20 protein-coding genes are annotated in these 19,589 nt (G+C 69.5%); 11 read left to right on the top strand and 9 right to left on the bottom strand.

Annotation, left to right across the window (positions count from 1 at the left end; genetic code table 11):
* Positions 1-236 (top strand): GNAT family N-acetyltransferase (locus ACXJKA_RS10080; protein ID WP_456825054.1); only part of this gene is annotated, 236 nt, incomplete at its 5' end.
* A gap of 186 nt (positions 237-422) precedes the next feature.
* Here ACXJKA_RS10080 and ACXJKA_RS10075 read toward each other — a convergent pair.
* Positions 423-1,295 carry an alpha/beta hydrolase gene (locus ACXJKA_RS10075; protein WP_456825053.1) on the bottom strand — a complete coding sequence of 291 codons (873 nt, stop codon included), beginning with the start codon at positions 1,293-1,295 and terminating at the stop codon, positions 423-425.
* Between the two features lie 323 nt (positions 1,296-1,618).
* On the opposite strand from ACXJKA_RS10075, the gene ACXJKA_RS10070 reads away from it, so the two are divergent.
* The 5 genes from ACXJKA_RS10070 (at position 1,619) to ACXJKA_RS10050 (ending at position 6,038) form a co-directional block, all read left to right on the top strand.
* The gene (locus ACXJKA_RS10070; protein ID WP_456825052.1) at positions 1,619-2,596 is read left to right on the top strand and encodes a helix-turn-helix domain-containing protein; all 978 of its coding nucleotides are present in this window, start codon (positions 1,619-1,621) and stop codon (positions 2,594-2,596) included.
* Between the two features lie 281 nt (positions 2,597-2,877).
* On the top strand, positions 2,878-3,729 hold the full coding sequence (locus tag ACXJKA_RS10065) for an SDR family oxidoreductase (RefSeq protein ID WP_456825051.1): 852 nt from the start codon (positions 2,878-2,880) through the stop codon (positions 3,727-3,729).
* 132 nt (positions 3,730-3,861) lie between these two features.
* Positions 3,862-4,731 (top strand): HAD hydrolase family protein, encoded by an 870-nt coding sequence (locus ACXJKA_RS10060; protein WP_456825064.1) that lies wholly within the window; start codon positions 3,862-3,864, stop codon positions 4,729-4,731.
* 48 nt (positions 4,732-4,779) lie between these two features.
* A complete protein-coding gene (locus ACXJKA_RS10055; protein WP_456825050.1) occupies positions 4,780-5,367 on the top strand; it encodes a GNAT family N-acetyltransferase in 588 nt (195 codons plus the stop codon).
* A gap of 77 nt (positions 5,368-5,444) precedes the next feature.
* The gene (locus ACXJKA_RS10050) at positions 5,445-6,038 is read left to right on the top strand and encodes a GNAT family N-acetyltransferase (RefSeq protein ID WP_456825049.1); all 594 of its coding nucleotides are present in this window, start codon (positions 5,445-5,447) and stop codon (positions 6,036-6,038) included.
* Between the two features lie 301 nt (positions 6,039-6,339).
* Here the strand turns inward: ACXJKA_RS10050 and ACXJKA_RS10045 are convergent, their stop codons facing one another.
* On the bottom strand, positions 6,340-6,738 hold the full coding sequence (locus ACXJKA_RS10045; RefSeq protein WP_456825063.1) for a DUF2255 family protein: 399 nt from the start codon (positions 6,736-6,738) through the stop codon (positions 6,340-6,342).
* The gene (locus ACXJKA_RS10040; protein WP_456825048.1) at positions 6,735-7,721 is read right to left on the bottom strand and encodes an aldo/keto reductase; all 987 of its coding nucleotides are present in this window, start codon (positions 7,719-7,721) and stop codon (positions 6,735-6,737) included. The genes ACXJKA_RS10045 and ACXJKA_RS10040 overlap by 4 nt, the downstream gene beginning before the upstream one ends.
* A gap of 139 nt (positions 7,722-7,860) precedes the next feature.
* On the opposite strand from ACXJKA_RS10040, the gene ACXJKA_RS10035 reads away from it, so the two are divergent.
* Positions 7,861-8,748 carry a helix-turn-helix transcriptional regulator gene (locus ACXJKA_RS10035; RefSeq protein WP_456825047.1) on the top strand — a complete coding sequence of 296 codons (888 nt, stop codon included), beginning with the start codon at positions 7,861-7,863 and terminating at the stop codon, positions 8,746-8,748.
* Between the two features lie 83 nt (positions 8,749-8,831).
* Here the strand turns inward: ACXJKA_RS10035 and dnaB are convergent, their stop codons facing one another.
* Complete coding sequence (gene dnaB, locus ACXJKA_RS10030; protein ID WP_456825046.1) at positions 8,832-10,211, bottom strand: replicative DNA helicase; 1,380 nt, start codon at positions 10,209-10,211, stop codon at positions 8,832-8,834.
* 323 nt (positions 10,212-10,534) lie between these two features.
* Here dnaB and ACXJKA_RS10025 point away from each other — a divergent pair, with 323 nt between their 5' ends.
* Positions 10,535-11,890: an MATE family efflux transporter gene (locus ACXJKA_RS10025; protein ID WP_456825062.1), complete on the top strand. Its 1,356-nt coding sequence runs from the start codon at positions 10,535-10,537 to the stop codon at positions 11,888-11,890.
* Positions 11,891-11,939: 49 nt separating this feature from the next.
* On the opposite strand, the gene rplI is transcribed toward ACXJKA_RS10025, so the two are convergent.
* The 5 genes from rplI to ACXJKA_RS10000 form a co-directional block, all read right to left on the bottom strand.
* Positions 11,940-12,389, bottom strand: a complete 450-nt coding sequence (rplI, locus tag ACXJKA_RS10020) for a 50S ribosomal protein L9 (protein WP_456825045.1) — start codon at positions 12,387-12,389, stop codon at positions 11,940-11,942.
* A gap of 14 nt (positions 12,390-12,403) precedes the next feature.
* Positions 12,404-12,640 carry a 30S ribosomal protein S18 gene (gene rpsR / locus ACXJKA_RS10015; RefSeq protein ID WP_028051084.1) on the bottom strand — a complete coding sequence of 79 codons (237 nt, stop codon included), beginning with the start codon at positions 12,638-12,640 and terminating at the stop codon, positions 12,404-12,406.
* Positions 12,641-12,717: 77 nt separating this feature from the next.
* Positions 12,718-13,257 (bottom strand): single-stranded DNA-binding protein, encoded by a 540-nt coding sequence (locus tag ACXJKA_RS10010; RefSeq protein WP_456825044.1) that lies wholly within the window; start codon positions 13,255-13,257, stop codon positions 12,718-12,720.
* 74 nt (positions 13,258-13,331) lie between these two features.
* Complete coding sequence (gene rpsF / locus ACXJKA_RS10005; protein WP_034611334.1) at positions 13,332-13,625, bottom strand: 30S ribosomal protein S6; 294 nt, start codon at positions 13,623-13,625, stop codon at positions 13,332-13,334.
* 211 nt (positions 13,626-13,836) lie between these two features.
* Complete coding sequence (locus ACXJKA_RS10000) at positions 13,837-16,275, bottom strand: transglycosylase domain-containing protein (RefSeq protein ID WP_456825043.1); 2,439 nt, start codon at positions 16,273-16,275, stop codon at positions 13,837-13,839.
* 297 nt (positions 16,276-16,572) lie between these two features.
* On the opposite strand from ACXJKA_RS10000, the gene ACXJKA_RS09995 reads away from it, so the two are divergent.
* The 3 genes from ACXJKA_RS09995 to ACXJKA_RS09985 all read left to right on the top strand — a co-directional run bounded on the left by ACXJKA_RS09995 (position 16,573) and on the right by ACXJKA_RS09985 (position 19,566).
* Positions 16,573-17,223 carry a PadR family transcriptional regulator gene (locus ACXJKA_RS09995; protein WP_456825042.1) on the top strand — a complete coding sequence of 217 codons (651 nt, stop codon included), beginning with the start codon at positions 16,573-16,575 and terminating at the stop codon, positions 17,221-17,223.
* Complete coding sequence (locus tag ACXJKA_RS09990) at positions 17,220-18,311, top strand: inositol-3-phosphate synthase (protein WP_456825041.1); 1,092 nt, start codon at positions 17,220-17,222, stop codon at positions 18,309-18,311. Before ACXJKA_RS09995 ends, ACXJKA_RS09990 begins: the two co-directional genes overlap by 4 nt.
* A gap of 271 nt (positions 18,312-18,582) precedes the next feature.
* The gene (locus ACXJKA_RS09985; protein WP_456825040.1) at positions 18,583-19,566 is read left to right on the top strand and encodes a type IV toxin-antitoxin system AbiEi family antitoxin domain-containing protein; all 984 of its coding nucleotides are present in this window, start codon (positions 18,583-18,585) and stop codon (positions 19,564-19,566) included.
* Positions 19,567-19,589: the final 23 nt, after the last annotated feature.

Here is a 19,589-nt window from a genome sequence, read left to right as displayed (position 1 = left end):
ACCTGCTTGTCCCGGAGGCATGGGGACGCGGATACGCCACCGAGGCCTGCGAAGCCGCACTCCTCTGGTTCCCCGGCGCACTGCCCGGCGAAGCCGTCGTACTCACCACCCAGACCGCGAACGAGCCGTCGATGCGCCCTGCAGCGCGGCTGGGGTTTGTCGAGGTTGAGCGGTTCGAGGCCTACAACGCCGAGCAGTGGTTCGGCAGGTGGACCCCAGCCGCAGCGACCGGCTGAACCTGGTCCGCACGGGCCGCGGTGCGCGGAGATCCGAAGGTATCGGGTAGTCAAACGAAGACGACTGTCCAGACAAACAACCTTGTGGCTCCAGCGCCTGCCGGGCGGTCAGTGTTCATGATGGCCGCCAGGACCAGACCAATGGTGAACCCCACCGTCTGCGATGGGCACGGCCGGCCGGCCGGGTTACGCCGTTGCGGGCGGCGCGAAGCGCTCGATGAACTCGAGCGAGGTCTGCGCTACCTCCTGCCATCCGTGGTCGATCGTCAGAGAGTGTCCGCGGCCTGCCATCTCGACGAACTCGGTGACCGCGACGTTCTTGCTGTGCTTCTTGTAGGCGGCGTGCGAGATGGCGCGCGGAACGGTGTGGTCCTTCTCGCCCGACACCACGAGCAGGGGTCCCCTGGCCGCTGCCTTGTAGTCCACCTTCGTCTCGCTGAAGGGATTGAGGTTGGCTGCGGCGGCTTGAAAGATCGGCACACCGGACGCGGCCACGTGGAACTCTTCGTACAGCTGCTTGGCCTCGTCCTCGTCGAGGTTGTTGGCCCAGCCGTACAGAAACTCGTCGTACGTCAGCGTCACCGAGCGGCGGGCGTTCGCGGGGTTCCCGAGCACCGGTGAGCCGGCCTTGAGCGCTGAGGCGGGCAGCGGGAGGACGCCCCGGCCGGGGGCGGGGTCGATGGTCACCGTCACTGCGGCGACCTCCTCTCCCGCGATCTTCTGCACGATCAGGCCACCGAACGAATGCCCGACGATGGCCGGCTTCGTGGTCAGCTCGCGGACCGCCTCGAGGTAGTGGTCGGTCACGGCCTGCACCATCTTGTGCGCGAAGGCCTCCGGGTGGGCCCGGGCCTCGGCCACCGTGTCGGGGTCGTCCGGCCAACCGGGAGCGACGGTTGCGTAGCCGGCGTCCTCGAACAGGGCACGCCAAGGGTCCCAGCTGCTGGAGAGCAGCCAGAGCCCGTGGACGAACAGGACCGGCTGGCGGCCCGAGTCGTTCGCGCTCTGGAGCTCGGCGAGCTCGCGCTCGGTCAGGGTCTTTCGCGGGAAGTCGCTCACGGCGTCGTCGCCTTCCGGTCGGTCGTGCGGGTGGGGGTGTCAAGAGACGCTAGATCGAACCGGCATCGATGGTTTTGTTCAGGCTGCGTGAGTCTGTGCCGTGTGCGCATGCGTCGGGGGCCGACCGCGCACCTGCCGCCCTGAACGCGCCCCGCCCGGCATGACCCGGCGGGCCGGATGTGTGCTGAGCGTGCACGGTTCGTTGCCGGTCATGTGTGCCGGCCGCGGGCATGCTTGTGCGCACCGCGGGCCGTGACCATGCTGTACGGACGTGGCCACCCGGCCGCGACATCGATGCTCACGGGCAGGCATGGAGCACCGGCATGACGACCCTCTGGAGCGCTGCCGAGGCGCCAGGAGTCGATCGCGCGGCGGCAGTCCGAGAGGCGGTCGGCAGCAACGTCGTGCGCGTCGACATCGACCTCCCGGATGACCCCCGCAACATCGACGTCGAGCTGGCCCTCTCCGTCGCCGGTCCGGTGCAGGTGCTCACGGTGCGGTCGATGGCAACCACGGTGACGCGGAGCCCACGGCTTGCGCATGACGGATCCGAACCGCACCTGTTCCTCACGCTGCAGGGCACCGGCCGCTCGGCGATGGCGCAGCACGGCCGGCATACCCAGCTGCGCACCGGCCAGTTCGCGGTCTACACGACGACGAGCCCCTACACGCTGATGTTCGACGGCGGCCTCGATGCGCACTTCTTCCGCATTCCGATCGCCGAGCTTGCCCTGCCCGACTCGGCGATCCGCGAGGTGTCGTCCCGCGCACTCGGCAGCAACGACCCAGTGGCAGCACTCACGTCCACGTACCTGGGCCAGCTCGCCATCAGCCCAGGCCTGCGGACCCGGGCCCTCGCGGACAGTCTCGCCCAGCCCACCATCGACCTGATTCGCGCGGCCCTGGTCTCCAGCCTCGGCGACCCCGCCCTCGGCAAGGAGTCCCTCCAATCGACCCTGGAGATGCGGCTGCTGGAGTACGTGCGCGCTCATCTTGCCGACAACGATCTGACTCCTGGCAGGGTCGCGGCCGCGCACAACATCTCCGTCCGGCACCTGTACACCGTCCTCGGTCGCGCGGGAGTGAGCTTCGGAGAGTGGGTCCGTACGCAACGACTCGAGGCATGCCGCCGCGAGCTCGCCCATCCGCACGCCCGAACACGCACCGTCGGCTCCATCGCCCGCCAGTGGGGCTTTCCGGACGCGACGCACTTCAGCCGAGTCTTCCGCGAGGCTTACGGCGTCACGCCTCGTGAATGGCGCGACATGAAAGCAAGCCAACGCCCCTCCGGGCTTTCCTAGCAAGGCGGCGCCGAGCAGAGCCCCGAGCCGGCTCGCCGTGGTCCGACGGACGGCGGCGCACGCCTGCTAGTCGCCCCCAATCGCGGGAAAGGGAGTGGTGGTCTTGTGATCCCGCTCGAGATCTTCACCGCCCGCGCCCTGGCTGATCGCGAGACACGGTCCAACCCGAGCAGCCCAGCCGGCGGGCACCTTCTCCGGATCGTGGACCGGCTCACGGCACACGGCGTCGCCCGCCCAGACCCCCGAAGCATCGACAAGTTGGCGACCGAAGGAGCCCACCCGTGAACCAGCCCACCATCGCCGTCACCGGTGCCACCGGCCACATCGGCGGCCTCGTCGCCGCGCACCTGGACACCGCAGAGCGCGCGCAACGGCTGCTCGTGCGCGACCCAGCCAGTCCGCGACTGCCGCAGCTCGGGTCGGTCACCGAGGTCGCGAGCATCGACTACGCCAACCAGGATCTGTCACAGGCGGCGCTGCGAGGTGTCGAGGTGCTGTTCATGGTCTCCGCGCACGAGAGCCCCACCCGCACCGCCGAACACGCCGCCTTCATCGACGCGGCGGTCGGCGCCGGGGTGCGGCACGTCGTCTACACCTCGTTCGCCGCGGCAGCGCCTGACGCGACGTTCACCCTGGCCCGCGACCACTACGCGACCGAGGAGCACCTGTTGGCCTCCGGCATGGCGTGGACATTCCTGCGCGACACCTTCTACATCGACTTCATGGAGCAGCTCGTCGGCACGGACGGCGTCATCCGTGGGCCGGCCGGCAGCGGGAGGTGTGCGATCGTCGCACGCGCCGACGTCGCCCGCGTCGCAGCCGCGGTGCTCCTGGACCCCGAGGCCCACGCCGGGAACACCTACGACCTCACCGGCCCGCAGGCGCTGTCACTGCGCGATGTCGCCCGCACGATCAACGACGTCCGCGGCGGGACCGTCACGTTCCACGACGAAACGATCGAGGAGGCCTACGCCTCCCGCGCGTCCTACGGCGCCCCGCCATGGCAGGTCGACGCCTGGGTCAGCACCTACACCGCCATCGCCAGCAACGTCATGGCCGACCCGACAGACGCCGTCGAGCAGATCACCGGCACACCGCCGATGAGCCTCGAGCAGTTCCTCCGGGGCCGCTGATCAACGGGTGTCGAGATGCACGACAGGTTGACCGACGCTGAGCGTCGTACTTTGACCGGTCGGTTGGTCCCAGCCCGGCCGGTCAAAGTCCGGCGTCGACGGAATTCTTGCGACCATGGGCCCGTGCCAGCCATGAGCCCCGTGCGGAGCAAGCTCGTCTTCCTCGACATCGACGGCACCTACGCGGTGCACGGGGTGGTGCCACCGGGTCACGAAGACGCCGTGCGCCGGGTGAGGGCGGCCGGCCACCGCGTCTTCCTGTGCACCGGCCGCTCCAAGGCGCTGCTGCCGACCGGCATCCTCGACGTCGGCTTCGACGGGCTGGTCGCCTCGGCCGGGTGCTATGTCGAGGTCGAGGGGAACCTGCTCATGGATCGCCGCTTCCCTGGTGACCTGGCCCGACGAGTGGTGTCGCTCCTGGTCGAGCACGACGCGGCGTTCGTCCTCGAAGCGCCGGAGGCGCTGTACGGACCGCCCGGCGTCGGCGACCGGTTGAGGGCGCTGCTCGGGCCAGGGGGCGCCCAGGAGCAGCACGGCGCCGACGACTTCCTCCGCGCGCTCCGGACGCTCGAGGATCTCTCGGAAGTCTCGTTCGCCAAGGTCACCTACTTGGCGGCAACGGCACCGTGGACCGAGCTGCTGAGCTCGCTGGGGCCGAGGGTGGGTTTCGTGCCCAGCTCGATCGTCGAGGCCCACGACTTTGCCGGCGAGCTGTACCTGGTCGACGTCCACAAGGCACTCGGGATCGAGCTGGTCCAACGACACCTCGCGGCTGAGCGAAGCGACGTCATCGCGTTCGGAGACGGCATCAACGACCTGGAGATGCTGGAGTACGCCGGGGTCGGCGTCGCGATCGAAGGGTCGGACGACAGGGTCCTGGCGGTCGCGGACGCGTTCGCACGGGGCCCTCACGTCGAGGGACTCGTCGCGTCGTTCGACGACCTCGGTCTGTACCGAACAGGGCACACCCGGCTCGATCCGGAACCGGGACAGTTCGGGTAGTTGATGTCGGGATGCACGACAGGTTGAACGACGCAGTACGTTGCCGGCATGCCTGACTTTCAGATCAGGGCGCTCACCGACGAGACGTTCGAGGACTTCGCCGCTCTGCTCGAGCGCAACGGGGGCATGTTCGCCAGTTGCTGGTGCACGAAGTTCCATCCCGACTGCGCGGAGAAGGACCAGAGCGCTGAGCGGAACCGGCAGTTCAAGCGACGTCTCGTGGTCGAAGGGCTCGCGCACGCGGCGCTGGTCTACGACGGCGACCGGGCCGTCGCGTGGGCGCAGTACGGGTCACCCGAGGAGCTGCCCAGCATCCATCACCGCAAGGATTACCTCGCCACCGCCGAGCGACTGCCCGACTTCCGGGTGACCTGTATCCAGGTCGAGCGCGGGCGTCGCGGTGAGGGCCTGGCGGTGGTCGCTCTGCGCGGAGCCGTGGAGTTGATCGGGCGGGCCGGCGGCGGTCTGGTCGAGGGCTACCCGCACGACACCGGCGGGGTGCGGAAGAAGAACTCGTCCTTCCTCTACAACGGCACTCGCACGATGTACGAGCGCGAGGGTTTCACGTACGACCGACCCAAGGGCGTGGTCAACTGCGTGATGGTGCGCGAGGTTGCACCGAGCACGCGCGACTGAGCCGGTCGCTCGCCGCTTCGAGGCGAGCGGAGAGGGTTTCGGGCACAGCAACTCCGAAGCCGCTTCCGAACGAAGCGGTGGCTGAGGCGACGGGTCACCCGTCGGTCGAGCGGCTACGACGACGCGGCCCCTCTCAAGGACCCGGGTATGCGTTCTGCCCCTCGTCGATCGCCACCGATCGACTTCTGCTCCGCCCCCCGGCAGCGCGCGATCGCCCGGCATTCGTCGACCTGTACACATCACCCGACGTCGGCACCTTCACGGGCGGAGCACGATCGCGTGAGGCGGTCGAACGCGCGCTACCTGCGGCTCCACAGGAGCGTCCCGGTCATTTCGTGATCGACCTCGACGGAGCGATGGTCGGGACGGTCCAGCTCGAACGGCGCGACGTCGACTACGAGGTTCGCCTGGCGGCCGGYCAMGTGGACCTTGGTTACCTGCTTSTCCCGGAGGCATGGGGACGCGGATACGCCACCGAGGCCTGCGAAGCCGCACTCCTCTGGTTCCCCGGCGCACTGCCCGGCGAAGCCGTCGTACTCACCACCCAGACCGCGAACGAGCCGTCGATGCGCCCTGCAGCGCGGCTGGGGTTTGTCGAGGTTGAGCGGTTCGAGGCCTACAACGCCGAGCAGTGGTTCGGCAGGTGGACCCCACCCGCAGCGACCGGCTGAGCTTCAAGAAACCTGGTCCGCGCGGACCGCGGCGCGCGAAGACCCGGACGTGTCGGGTAGTCAAACTAAGACGACTGTCCAGACAAACAACCTTGCATCTCGACAGCCGCACCACCGCGGTATGCAACATACGAGCCCTTTTGTGCAAAGTAGAACTCGTCTCGACAACTGTCGAGATGCACGACAGGTTGACCGACGCTGAGCGTCGCACTTTGACTGGCTGGCGGGTCTTCCGGTCTCGCGGGCAAGGTACGCCGCGGCCGGTACCGCGTCTTGGCGGCAACCTCGGCGGTACGAGCGATCAGCGTCGCGAGATTCGTACGGTGGCCGACCTGAGTCCGGATCCCTGCATGATCGGCACGGCGGAGCTGCCCTGGTACTTGGCCTCGTAGGCGGAATCGATCACGGCTTCGTCGGCCTCGGTCGCCGACTCGAATGTGACGTCGAAGTCCTGGCCGTCGACGCGCACCCGACCCGCCTGCTGGGCCATCGCGGCCCGATACCAGCGTGATTGCGGACCGTTCGCGGCGCGGACGTAGACGTCGCCGTCCACGACGAGAGCCCAGGTCTGGGTGGGGTGCCGTAGGTGTGGCCGTCGGGGCGGAACGGGGAGACGAACAGGTCCTCGTTCTGCTCGATGACGGCGAGCTGCTCGGCGGTCCGGTGCGTCACGGTGCCCTCCTGTGGTGTTCGAGGTCAGTGGTCGATCGAGGCCATGTTGGCCTCGTCGTGCCGCTCACCGGCGGCGGGCTCGAGGTTGTCGAGGCGGTGCAGCTGTGCCGGGGTCAGCTCGATGGCGTCGGCGGCGGTGTTCTCTTCAACGCGGGACACGCGGCGGGTGCCGGGGATCGGGGCGATGTCCTCGCCGCGGCTCAGCAGCCAGGCCAGCGCGGTCTGTGCGGGCGTGGCGCCGTTCTCGGCGCCGATGGCCCGGACCTCGTCGACGATCGCGAGGTTGCGCGCGAAGTTCTCGCCGGTGAAGCGGGGGTTGGTCTTGCGCCAGTCGTCGTCGGCGAAGTCGGCCACGGTGCGGATCTGCCCGGTGAGCAGGCCGTGGCCAAGCGGGGAGTAGGGCACGAACCCGATGCCGAGCTCACGCAACAGCGGCAGGATCTCTGCCTCGACGTCCCGTGTCCACAGCGAGTACTCGGTCTGCAGAGCGGTGAGCGGGTGCACGGCGTGCGCGCGGCGGATGGTGTCCGCACCCGCCTCGGACAGGCCGATGTATCGGATCTTGCCCTCGGTGACGAGCTCGGCCAGCGCCCCGACGGTGTCTTCGATGGGCGTGGCCGGGTCGACGCGGTGCTGGTAGTACAGGTCGATGTGGTCGGTGCCCAGCCGGCGCAGGGAGCCCTCGACGGCGGCCCGCACGTTGGCAGGACTGCTGTCGGTCACGCCGGGGACCGGCTCGCCGCCCGTGTGCTGGACGAGCCCGAACTTGGTCGCGATGACGACCTCGTTGCGTCGGCCCCGGACAGCCGTCCCGACGACCTCTTCGCTGTGGAACGGTCCGTAGATCTCGGCGGTGTCGATGTGGGTGACGCCCAGGTCCAGCGCGCGGTGGATCGTGCGGATCGACTCGGTGTCGTCCAGGGCGCCTTCGCTGGTGTACGTGCCGGCCATCGTCATGGCGCCCAGCCCGATGCGGGAGACCTCGAGGTCCGCCAGGTGTGCAGTCTTCATAAAGGTGACTCCCTGTCGTGAGGTTCGGGCCGGGTGGCACGAGCCATGCAACCCGCCACGAGAGAGGCGAAGAAGTCACTGCTGGAAGGTGTACCGACAGCCCACCCCAGGGCCGACCGGCCGGTCGTACGGTGGCGAAGTGGACAACCGCGACGAGATCAAGGACTTCCTGCGCATCCGTCGAGCCCGGCTCACCCCAGAGGACGCCGGCCTGACCGCGTTCGCCAGCAACCGGCGGGTGCCCGGTCTCAAGCGCGGCGAGGTCGCCGACCTGGCCGGGGTCAGCGTCGAGTACTACGCCCAGCTCGAACGCGGCAACCTGGCCGGGGTCTCCGACAGCGTCCTGGACTCCCTGGGACGCGCCCTGCAGCTCGACGAAGCCGAACGCACCCACCTGGCAGACCTCGCCCGCGCCGCTGGTCCGGCGACCCGGCAGCGCCGCAGGCCGGCGCCCGGTCAGATCCGCCCCGGGGTGCAGCGCCTGCTCGACCTCATCGGCGACGCCGTCCCGGTCATCGTGAACAACGGCCGCCTCGACCTGGTCGCCGCCAACACCCTCGGCCGCTCCCTGTTCTCACCGGTGTATGCCACACCCCACCCGGTCGGCAGCCCCGCCAACCACGCCCGGTTCACCTTCCTTGACGACCGCGCCCGCGCCTACTGGATCGACTGGGAACGCGCCGCCGACGACGCTGTCTCCCAGCTGCGCACCGAAGCCGGGCGGGACCCCTACGACCGGGCATTGACTGACCTGGTCGGCGAGCTCAGCACCCAGAGCCCACCGTTCCGCACCCGCTGGGCCGTGCACGATGTCCGCCTACACCGCACCGGACGCAAGCACGTCCGCCACCCCGTCGTCGGCGAGCTCCACCTCGATTTCGAGGTCCTCGACCTGCCCGCCGACCCCGGCCTGACTCTCATCACCTTCACCAGCCCGGCAGGCTCGCCCGACGAAGACGCCATCCGAATGCTGGCCAGCTGGGCAGCGACCAATACCGAGACCGCACCGAGCACGCGTCGTCCGTAGCCACGTTCAGAGCTTGACTGTCCGTACTTGAAGTATCCGAGCCCGATTTTCAAACAATCTTGCAGCTCGACAGGCGAGCAGCGTCAGGCCTGCATGTCCACGAAGCGCGAGTAATGCCCCTGGAACGCCACGACCAGCGTGTCGGTCGGTCCGTTTCGGTGCTTGGCGACGATGACGTCGGCCTCACCGGCTCGGGGCGACTCCTTCTCGTATGCATCCTCGCGGTGCAGCAGGATCACGATGTCGGCGTCTTGCTCGATCGAGCCGGACTCACGCAGGTCGCTCATCTGAGGACGCTTGTCGGTGCGCTGCTCGGCACCACGGTTCAGCTGCGAGATGGCGATGACCGGGACCTCGAGCTCCTTGGCCAGCAGCTTGAGCGCTCGGGAGAACTCCGAGACCTCCTGCTGGCGGGACTCGACGCGCTTGCCGGACGACATCAGCTGCAGGTAGTCGATGACCACGAGCTTGAGGTCGTGCTTCTGCTTGAGCCGCCGGCACTTGGCACGGATCTCCATGAGCGACATGTTGGGCGAGTCGTCGATGAACAGGGGCGCCTCGGAGATCTTGCCCATGGTCGCGGCGATCTTGGCCCAGTCGTCCTCGCCCATCTGACCGTTGCGCAGCTTCTGCAGGTGCACGCGCGCCTCGGCCGACAGCAGACGCATGGTGATCTCGTTGCGGCTCATCTCGAGCGAGAAGACGACGGACGTCAGGCCGTGCTTGATCGACGCCGACCGCACGATGTCGATGCCCATGGTCGACTTGCCGATGGCGGGACGCGCGGCGAGCACGATCATCTGGCCCGGGTGCAGCCCGTTGGTCAGGCGGTCCAGGTCCGAGAACCCCGTGGGGACGCCGATCATCCCCTCACCGCGGTGGCCGGCGGCCTCGATCTCGTCGACGGCACCGCCGATGATGTCGCCGAGGATCAGGTAGTCCTCCGACGACCGCCGCTCGGTGACGGCGTAGACCTCGGCCTGCGCGTTGTTGACGATCTCGTCGACGTCGCCGCCGTCCGTGCCGTAGCCCAGCTGCACGATGCGGGTGCCGGCCTCGACCAGCTTGCGGAGCACCGAGCGCTCGCGCACGATCCGCGCGTAGTAGCCGGCGTTGGCGGCGGTCGGGACCGATGAGATGAGCGTGTGCAGGTAGGGGGCGCCACCGACGCGCTGGATCTCGCCGCGCTTGGTCAGCTCGTCCGCGACCGTGATGGCGTCGGCGGGCTCGCCGCGGCCGTACAGGTCGATGATCGCGTCGTACACGACCTCGTGCGCCGGGCGGTAGAAGTCGGTGCCGCGGATCTGCTCGACGACGTCGGCGATCGCGTCCTTCGAGATCATCATGCCGCCGAGCACGCTGCGCTCGGCGTCGAGGTCCTGGGGAGGGGTCCGGTCGTACCCGCCGCCACCGCCGTTGCGGTTGCTCGACGGAGCGCCGTACTCGAGCTCCTCGATCGTCATCAAGTCCCCATCAGTCGTCGTTCGTACACATGTTGCATGAGGGGTCTGACAACCGCCTCGGACACCCCACATCGGGTGCCCGCACACGCGACGTTAGGTGCCCGGAGCCGGTGTTCCAAACGTCGGAATCGGCTTGTGGGGAACTGCCCGCAGATCTGTGGGGCGAGCTGTGGAGATCTGTGGAGCACGGCTCGCCTACTGTGAGCGGAGCTGTGGATCGGGTCCGAATTTATCCACAGGCCGTGGACAGGCGTGTGGACGGCGAACGGATTTCGGGCGCGGATCTGCGTCCCACCCGCGCAAACGCTGTGCACCTGCTGTGGATGCGAGAAAGGTTGGCTGAGATTTCATCTGTCGGACACCGCCCGCCCGGCATCGACCGCCAGATCCTGGCGCTCGCCCTCCCGGCGCTCGGCGCCCTCGTCGCTGAACCCCTGTTCGTGCTCGTCGACTCGGCCGTCGTCGGGCACCTGGGGACCGCCCCGCTGGCCGGCCTGGCGCTCGCCTCGACCGTGCTGGTGACGGTGGTCGGGCTCTGCGTCTTCCTCGCGTACGCCACGACGGCGGCCGTCGCGCGACGGCTCGGCACGGGTGACCGCAGCGGAGCGCTGCAGGTCGGGGTGGACGGGATGTGGCTCGCGCTGGGCCTCGGCGTGGTGCTCGCGGCGGTCACGTGGCTCAGCGCGCCGTGGCTGGTGGAGGCCCTGGGGGCCTCCGGCGAGGTCGCGAACCAGGCCGTCACCTACCTGCGCTGGTCCGCGCCCGGCCTGCCGGGGATGCTCCTCGTCCTCGCCTCGACCGGGGCGCTGCGCGGGCTGCTCGACACGCGCACGCCGCTCGTCGTCGCCTCCCTCGGCGCCGTGGTCAACGCGGTGCTCAACATCGTGCTCGTGTACGGCGTCGGCATGGGCATCGCGGGCTCCGGCCTGGGCACGGCGCTGACGCAGATCGGGATGGCCGTCGCGCTCACGGCGGTCGTCGTCCGCGGCGCGCGGGGTGCCGGCTCGCAGCTGCGACCGGCCGCMGGCGGCATCCTGGCGAATGCCCGCGCCGGGGCGCCGCTCTTCGTCCGCACGCTGTCCCTGCGGCTCGCCATCCTGCTCACCGTCTGGGTGGCGACGGGCCTGGGCGCGGTGGAGCTTGCCGGGCACCAGGTGGTGAACGCCGTCTGGGGGCTCGCCGCGTTCGCGCTCGACGCCCTGGCCATCGCGGCGCAGGCGCTCGTCGGCCACGCGCTCGGTGCCGCCGACGTCGCCCGCGTCCGCGCGATCCTGCGCCGCACCCTGCAGTGGGGTGTCGGGGCCGGCGCCGCCCTCGGCCTCGTCATCGGCGGGCTCTCCTGGGCCTACGTGCCGCTCTTCACGTCCGACGACGACGTCCGCCAGGCCGCCGTCGCCGCCCTCGTCGTGGCCGCGGTGACCATGCCGATGGCCGGGTGGGTGTTCGTGCTCGACGGCGTGCTCATCGGTGCCGGCGACGGCCGCTTCCTCGCGTGGGCCGGCATGGCCACGCTGGTGGTCTACATCCCGTTCGCGCTGGCCGTCCGCGCGGCCGCACCGCCCGGCGCGGCGGGCCTGGCGTGGCTGTGGGCGGCGTTCGCCGGGGTCTTCATGCTGGCCCGCGCCGTGACCACCGGTTGGCGCGCACGCGGCACGGCCTGGATGGTCACGGGGGCATAGAAACGCCCCGCTCCCACGAGGGGAACGGGGCGTTTCCGTGCAGCTCAGCTCAGGCTGCGACGACCTTGACGGTCACCGTCGCGGACACGTCTGCGTGCAGACGGACCGACACCTGGTACTCGCCGAGGGCCTTGATCGGCTGGCCGATCTCGACCTTCCGCTTGTCGATCTGCGGCGCGCCCGACTTCTTGACCGCGTCAGCGATCTCGGCAGTCGTGACGGCACCGAACAGACGGCCCGACTCGCCGGCCTTGGCCGACACGACGACCGGCTTGCTCTGCAGCGAGTCGCGGATCGCCTTGGCGTCGTCGAGCGTCGCGATCTCGCGGGCCTTGCGGGCCTTGCGGATCGCGGTGACGTCCTTCTCGGCGCCCTTGGTCCAGGCCGTCGCCAGGTTGCGCGGGACGAGGAAGTTCCGGGCGTACCCGTCCTTGACCTCGACCACGTCGCCGGGCTCACCGAGACCGGTGACCTCGTGGGTCAGGATGATCTTCGCCATGATGGTCCCCTTTCTCAGCGCGCCGACGACGAGTACGGCAGGAGAGCCATCTCGCGGGCGTTCTTGACGGCACGCGCGATCGCGCGCTGCTCCTGGACGGACACACCGGTCACCCGGCGAGCGCGGATCTTCCCGCGGTCGGAGATGAACTTGCGCAGCAGCGCAGTGTCCTTGTAGTCGACGACGTCGATCTTCGCCGCCTTGAGCGGGTTCTGCTTCTTCTTGGGCTTTCGGACCACGGCCTTGGCCATCGTGGTGCTCCTTGTCTGCTGGAGCCCTGGGCGTTGCCGTGCCCAGGGATGGGGAATGTCTGAGTGTCAGGCGCCGATCAGAACGGGGGCTCGTCGGAGTAGCCGCCGCCGGAACCACCTGCGGGCGTCGCCCACGGGTCGTCCTGCTGGCTGCTGCTACCGCCGCCGGAGCCACCGAATCCGCCGCCACCGCCACCGTTGCTGAAGCCGCCGCCGCCTCCGCCGCCGAAGCCACCGCCGCCGCCACCCGAACGCTGGGTCCGGGTGACCTTGGCCGTGGCGTAGCGCAGGGACGGGCCGACCTCGTCGACCTGGAGCTCGTACACGGTGCGCTTCTCGCCCTCGCGGGTCTCGTAGGAGCGCTGCACGAGCCGACCGGTCACGATGACGCGGGTGCCCTTGGTGAGCGACTCGGCGACCGACTCGGCCGCCTCCCGCCAGATCGAGCAGCGGAGGAACAGCGTGTCGCCGTCCTTCCACTCGTTGCTCTGGCGGTCGAACGTACGGGGGGTGGACGCGACGGTGAAGTTCGCGACGGCAGCCCCCGAAGGGGTGAAGCGCAGCTCGGGATCCCCGGTCAGGTTCCCGATCACCGTGATGACGGTCTCACCGCTCATGCCCAGCTCCTCGTTCGTTCGATCAGTCGGTTGATGTGGAGCCGCACGCTACGTGCAGCCACCCACAAGAGAGATCAGGCGTCGGCGCGCAGGACCTTGGTCCGCAGGACGACCTCGTTGAGGCCGAGCTGGCGGTCGAGCTCCTTGGCGGTCGCGGGCGTCGCGTGGAAGTCGATGACGGCGTAGATGCCCTCGGACTTCTTCTGGATGTCGTACGCCAGGCGACGACGGCCCCAGATGTCGACCTTGTCGACAGTGCCACCGTCGGTCTTGACGACCGTCAGGTACTTGTCGAGCGACGGAGCAACGGTGCGCTCCTCGATCTCGGGGTCAAGGATGATCATGAGTTCGTACTGACGCAGGCTCATACCCACCTCCTCTGGTCTTCGCGGCCACGGTCGATCCGTGGCAGGAGGGTGTGTGCGTCGCTGGCCGGCGAGATCCGTCCATGACGACGGGCCGCTCCGGGCACAGCAATCTCCAAGGCTACCCGGCCGGGGCCCACCGCCGAAATCGGCTGTGGACGGACGGGTACCCGGAAGCTCCGGCGAGGAGCGGCGGACCGCTCCTCGCCGTGGATCAGGGGGTCGGCGCCGGGGTCGGCGTCGCGGGCGGCGCTGTGGGCGCCGGGGGTGCCGGCGTCGCGGGCGCCTTCGGGCCGGTCGAGATGACCAGGGTGACGCTGCTACCGGGGGCCAGCTGGCTGCCCGCTCCGGGATCGATGCGGATCACCCGACCGCTCGTCACCTTGTCGGACGGCTCCGACGTGATGGACGGGTTGAGACCGACGTTGAAGAGGGCGGCGGACGCGTCGGCCTCGAGCTTGCCCTCCAGCCCGCCGGGGACGGCGACGGCAGCGGGCGCCTGCTCGGTGGGCGCGGTCGTCTCCTCCGGGGTGGGCGTCGCCGACGGCTCGGCTGTCGGCTTGACCTTGCCGCCCACGTTCGCGCGGTCCGGGAACGGGACGACGTCGGCGTAGGCGGGCATCGCGAAGACGTTCTTCATGTACGACGCCCAGAGGAACGCCGGCCACGAGCCACCCGTGACCTCCTTGAGCGTCCTGCCGCCCTTGGTCTTGCCGAAGGTCAGGATCGAGTCCTTGCCCTTGCCGTCCTCGGACTGCTGGCTCAGCGACACCTCGGTCACGATGTTCGGGGTGAAGCCGATGAACCACGCCGACTTGTTCTCGGTCGACGTCCCCGTCTTGCCGGCGATCGGCCGGTCGAGCGGCTTGACCCAGTCCTCGCCGGAGCCGGACTGCACGACCTGCTGCATCGCGAACGTCGTGTCGGCGATGACGTCGGCGGCGAACGCCGGCGTGCCGACGACCTTGTGCTGGAACGCGACCGTCCCGTCGGGGTTCTTGACCGTGGCGACGATGAACGGGTCGTAGCGGGTACCGCCCGAGGCGATCGTCGCGTACGCGCTCGCCATGTTGAGGGGGTGGACGTCGTCGACGCCGAGGACGTTCGAGTTGAACGTCGTCAACCCCTCTCCGACCCCGGCCTTCTCGGCGGTCGCCGCCGTGTTGGCAGCACCCACCTGCATGTTGAGCTGGGCGTACACGGTGTTCACGGACTGCGCGGTCGCCTTGACGAGGTCCATGGAGCCGGGGTTGCCCGGCTCGAAGTTGCGCACGGTGTTCTTGCCGGAGGACGGGTCCCAGCCCGGGATGTCCTGCGGCGAGTTCCCGTTGAACTTCGTCGTGAGCGGGATGCCCTGCTCGAGCGCGGTGATCAGGGCGAAGGGCTTGAACGTCGAACCCGCCTGGATCAGGTCGTACGTCGCGCGGTTCTTGGCGTCGGCAAGGTAGTCCGGGCCGCCGTACAGGGCGAGGATGGCGCCGCTCTTCGGGTCGACTGACGTGATGGACGGCCGGACGCGTGCGGCGACCGAGTCGTCAGGCTTGCCGCTCTGGCCCTCGAGCGTCCCGGCCATGAACCCGTTGACCTGGTCGACGGTCATCTGCTGCATCTCGGGGCTGATCGTGGTGACGACGCTGTAGCCCTTGCGGTTGAGCTCGTCGCGCGTGATCTCGTACGGCGGCTTCTCCAGCTCGTCGATGACCATCTGCAGCAGGTACCCGTTGGTCCCGCGCATGGTCTCGCTCTGGACGTAGTCGATCGTCGGCGGGAACACCATCGCGGCTCGCGCGGCGGGATCCACCCAGCCCTGCTCCTCCATGGAGTCGAGCACGATGTTCCAGCGCGCCTCGGCCTTGGCCGGGCTCACCTTCGGGTCCCAGTTGTTGGGCGACGGGATGATGCCGGCCAGCATGGCCGACTGCTCGATCGTGAGGTCGGCCGCGTTGACGCCGAAGTAGGCCTGGGCAGCGGCCTGGATGCCGTACGAGTCGCGGCCCCAGTAGATGGTGTTGAGGTAGCCGTCCATGATCTCGGCCTTGGACTGGCTCTTGGCGATCTTGATCGCCAGCAGCGTCTCCTTGAACTTGCCGACGTAGTCCGTCGTCGTCTTGTCGACGTAGTACCGCTCGACGTACTGCTGGGTCAGCGTGGAGCCACCCTGGGTCTTGCCGCCGCGCAGGTTGTTGATGAGCGCGCGCGACATGCCCGTGACCGAGACGCCGCTGTTGTTCGTGTAGAACGTCTTGTCCTCGGCCGCGGCCACCGACTGCCCGACGTACGCGGGGATGGCCGTGGTGTCGACGATCTGGCGCTTCTGCATGGCGAAGGTCCCCATGACCGGACCCGGCTGGCCGTCGGCGGTGTTCGCGAAGTAGATGGTCGACGTCTGCGCGCTGGTGTCGTCGGCAGGGGTCGGGATCGACGTGTACGCATAGGCGCCGACGACGGCACCGACGCCGAGGAAGCCGACGCCGAGGATGGTGCCGAGCACCACGCGCCACGACGGCAACCAGCGGTGCAGACCGTGGAACCCGGTGCGGGGGTAGTCGAAGAAGCGTCGCTTGGGGGCGCTGCTGCGCGACGAGGGCTTCGTCGACCCGCGGGGCGCACTGCGCTTGCCCCGGGCGGGAGCCCTCCGATTCGTGCCTGCCAACGCGCTGCCTTCCGTTCGATGAGTGTGGGGGCGGGCCGCCCGGTTTCGGGCAGGCTCCAGCCGCGACGCCCAGTATGGGGGACCGTTCTGTGCCTCGCAGGGGGCCGATAGGCCTGTCGGGGCGAGCCTTCACACGATCGGCACCGCGCCCTCGGACACCCGCCGCATGGATGCCCGCAGAGGTGACGCCGGTCACCGCCGGAGGGTCGGACTTGCTCGGTTAGTCGTTCTCGACATACTCTCCGGATGTATCGAGTTGATACATCGACTCCACCAACAACCTGAGGAGGTGCCCCCGTGCGCGGTCGTTCCGACGTGCTCGAGCCGGCCATCCTCGGGCTGCTGCACGAGTCCCCGATGCACGGCTACGAGCTGCGCAAGCGGCTCAACCTGGTGCTCGGCTCGTTCCGGGCCCTCTCGTACGGCTCGCTGTACCCCTGCCTGAAGTCGCTGGTCGACCGCGGGTGGATCCAGGGCACCGAGTCGGTCGTCGCGCCCCACACGGTGGCGTCCAAGCGCGCCCGCATCGTCTACCAGCTGACCGCCGACGGCAAGGAGCACCTGCAGCAGGTGCTCGCGTCGTCCGGGCCGGCCACCTGGGAGGACGAGAACTTCGACGTCCGGTTCGCCTTCTTCGGGCAGACCGACGCCGAGACCCGCCTCCGGATCCTCGAGGGTCGGCGCACGCGCCTGACCGAGCGTCTCGAGACGGTCCGCCAGTCCTTCGCCCGCACCCGCGAGCGCATGGACGAGTACACCCTCGAGCTCCAGCGGCACGGCCTCGAACAGGTCGAGCGTGAGGTCCGCTGGCTCGACGGGCTGATCGACAACGAGCGCGGCATTCGTCGCACCCGTCCTGCAGGCACCGGTCGTCCGGCCGTTGCTGACACACCCGCTGGGGACGACGACGTCGTCCCCGCGCGAACCACCGAGAAGGAGCGAGGATGACCTCCATCCGCGTCGCCATCGTCGGCGTCGGCAACTGCGCCGCGTCGCTTGTCCAGGGCGTGCACTACTACGCCGACGCAGACGCCAACAGCACCGTGCCGGGTCTCATGCACGTGCAGTTCGGTGACTACCACGTGCGCGACATCGAGTTCGTCGCCGCGTTCGACGTGGACGCGAAGAAGGTCGGCTTCGACCTGTCCGAGGCCATCGTCGCCTCGGAGAACAACACGATCAAGATCGCCGACGTCCCGCCGCTCGGCGTGACCGTGCAGCGTGGCGTGACCAACGACGGTCTCGGCAAGTACTACCGCGAGACGATCACCGAGTCCGACGCCGAGCCGGTCGACATCGTCGCCGCCCTGCGCGAGGCCCAGGCCGACGTCCTCATCTGCTACCTGCCCGTCGGGTCGGAGATCGCCGCCAAGTACTACGCGCAGTGCGCGATCGACGCCGGCGTCGCGTTCGTCAACGCCCTCCCCGTCTTCATCGCGTCCGACCCGGTCTGGGCCGCGAAGTTCGAGGCTGCCGGCGTCCCGATCGTCGGCGACGACATCAAGTCGCAGGTCGGCGCCACCATCACGCACCGCGTTCTCGCGAAGCTCTTCGAGGACCGCGGCGTCGTGCTGGACCGCACGTACCAGCTGAACGTCGGCGGCAACATGGACTTCAAGAACATGCTCGAGCGCGAGCGCCTGGAGTCCAAGAAGCTCTCCAAGACGCAGGCCGTGACCTCCAACCTGACCGGCCCCCTGGGCGGCAAGAAGGAGGACCGCAACGTCCACATCGGCCCGTCGGACTACGTGGCGTGGCTCGACGACCGCAAGTGGGCCTACGTCCGCCTCGAGGGTCGCGCCTTCGGCGAGGTGCCCCTGAACCTCGAGTACAAGCTCGAGGTCTGGGACTCGCCCAACTCGGCCGGCATCATCATCGACGCCCTGCGCGCCGCGAAGATCGCCAAGGACCGCGGCATCGGCGGCCCGATCCTGTCGGCGTCGACGTACTTCATGAAGTCCCCGCCGGTCCAGATGGAGGACACCCTGGGCCGCGCCCAGCTGGAGTCGTTCATCCGCGGCGAGAACGAGCGCTGAGCTGTAGTGCAGCGAAGGGTGGGGGCGCTCCAGCGCACCCGCCCGTAGCGGAACGGAAGTTCAGCGCGAGCGACAAGCACCGCGCGCTTCCTGCCGGCTGACGACGAAGGCGCGCATCCCTCGGGGTGCGCGCCTTCGTCGTCCCCGCACGGAGCCCCCGTCGGACATCCAGTCGACTTGGTCCTAGCTGGCAGGACGAAGTCGACTCGGTGTCGTGGGCGGCTGTGGAGGGAGGGAACGGGAGAACGCGGCGCTGCGGCACGCTGCGCGGATGACCGACCGACCCACGCCGCCGCCCCGTCCGCGGCTGCCCGCCCGGACCGATCCGCGCGCTGCCGCGGTCGTCGCACGGCAGGACGCCGTCGCGACGACTGCGCAGATGGAGGCCTGGGGCGTGCGAAGGTCCCTCGTGGCTCGTCGAGTGGCGGACGGCGAGTGGCAGCGCCCGTTCCGGGGTGTGGTCGTCCTGCACTCCGGGGCGGTGACGTGGCGGCAGCAGGCCCGCGGAGCGCTGTTGTACGCGGGCCCGCGCGCGGCTCTCTCCCACGGGTCGGCCGCATTCGTGCACGGGCTCGTCCGTCGGACGGGCGCTGACCTCGTCGTGAGCGTGCCCGCCGGACACAAGGTCACGGCGCAGCCGGGCCTCGTCGTCCACCGCCGGAACCGGATGCCGTTCGCCGGCGGTGCCCTCCGGACGGTCGGCGTGGACGCGACGGTGCTCGACGTCGCCGACGAGCTCGAGTCCGAGGACGACCTCGTCGGGTTCGTCTGCGACGCGGTCCGCCAGGGCGTCATGCCGGGTCGCGTGCTCATGCACGCCGCCGACCGGCCCCGTGTGCGGCACCGCGCCCTGCTGCTCGACCTGCTCGGCGACGCGGGTCGCGGCATCGAGTCGCCGCTGGAGCACCGGTACGTGCGGGACGTCGAGCGGCGGCACGGCCTGCCGGCGGCACGGGCCCAGGTGCACGAGCAGGTGGAGGGTCGATGGATCCGGGCCGACCGGGTCTACGTCGGGCTGGGCGTGCGGGTTGAGCTGGACGGGCAGCTGGCCCACCCGTTCGGGCGGACGGACGACGACACCTGGCGGGACAACGCCGTCCTGGTCGCGCGCGGCGACCTCACGCTGCGCTACCGATGGCGGCACGTCGTCGCCGTGCCGTGCGTGACGGCGGCGCAGGTGGTCGCGGCGCTCCGGTCGCGAGGCTGGCCGGGCCACCCCCGACCCTGCGGCGCCGCCTGCCCTGTCCGGCCGTGAGGCAGATCGAGTCGACTTCGTCC

Source organism: Cellulomonas sp. P5_E12, from assembly GCF_054049315.1.
This window is presented reverse-complemented; position numbering and strand designations above follow the sequence as displayed.

What these genes read in the sequence shown, in the direction of transcription:
- dnaB (WP_456825046.1), bottom strand. Translation starts at nt 10,211, where the DNA reads ATGACGATCGAGGAGCTCGAGTACGGCGCTCCGTCGAGCAACCGCAAC.
- ACXJKA_RS09990 (WP_456825041.1), top strand. Translation starts at nt 17,220, where the DNA reads ATGACCTCCATCCGCGTCGCCATCGTCGGCGTCGGCAACTGCGCCGCG.
- ACXJKA_RS10040 (WP_456825048.1), bottom strand. Translation starts at nt 7,721, where the DNA reads ATGAAGACTGCACACCTGGCGGACCTCGAGGTCTCCCGCATCGGGCTG.
- rpsF (WP_034611334.1), bottom strand. Translation starts at nt 13,625, where the DNA reads ATGAGCCTGCGTCAGTACGAACTCATGATCATCCTTGACCCCGAGATC.
- ACXJKA_RS10055 (WP_456825050.1), top strand. Translation starts at nt 4,780, where the DNA reads ATGCCTGACTTTCAGATCAGGGCGCTCACCGACGAGACGTTCGAGGAC.
- ACXJKA_RS10060 (WP_456825064.1), top strand. Translation starts at nt 3,862, where the DNA reads ATGAGCCCCGTGCGGAGCAAGCTCGTCTTCCTCGACATCGACGGCACC.
- rpsR (WP_028051084.1), bottom strand. Translation starts at nt 12,640, where the DNA reads ATGGCCAAGGCCGTGGTCCGAAAGCCCAAGAAGAAGCAGAACCCGCTC.
- ACXJKA_RS10010 (WP_456825044.1), bottom strand. Translation starts at nt 13,257, where the DNA reads ATGAGCGGTGAGACCGTCATCACGGTGATCGGGAACCTGACCGGGGAT.
- ACXJKA_RS10070 (WP_456825052.1), top strand. Translation starts at nt 1,619, where the DNA reads ATGACGACCCTCTGGAGCGCTGCCGAGGCGCCAGGAGTCGATCGCGCG.
- ACXJKA_RS09985 (WP_456825040.1), top strand. Translation starts at nt 18,583, where the DNA reads ATGACCGACCGACCCACGCCGCCGCCCCGTCCGCGGCTGCCCGCCCGG.
- rplI (WP_456825045.1), bottom strand. Translation starts at nt 12,389, where the DNA reads ATGGCGAAGATCATCCTGACCCACGAGGTCACCGGTCTCGGTGAGCCC.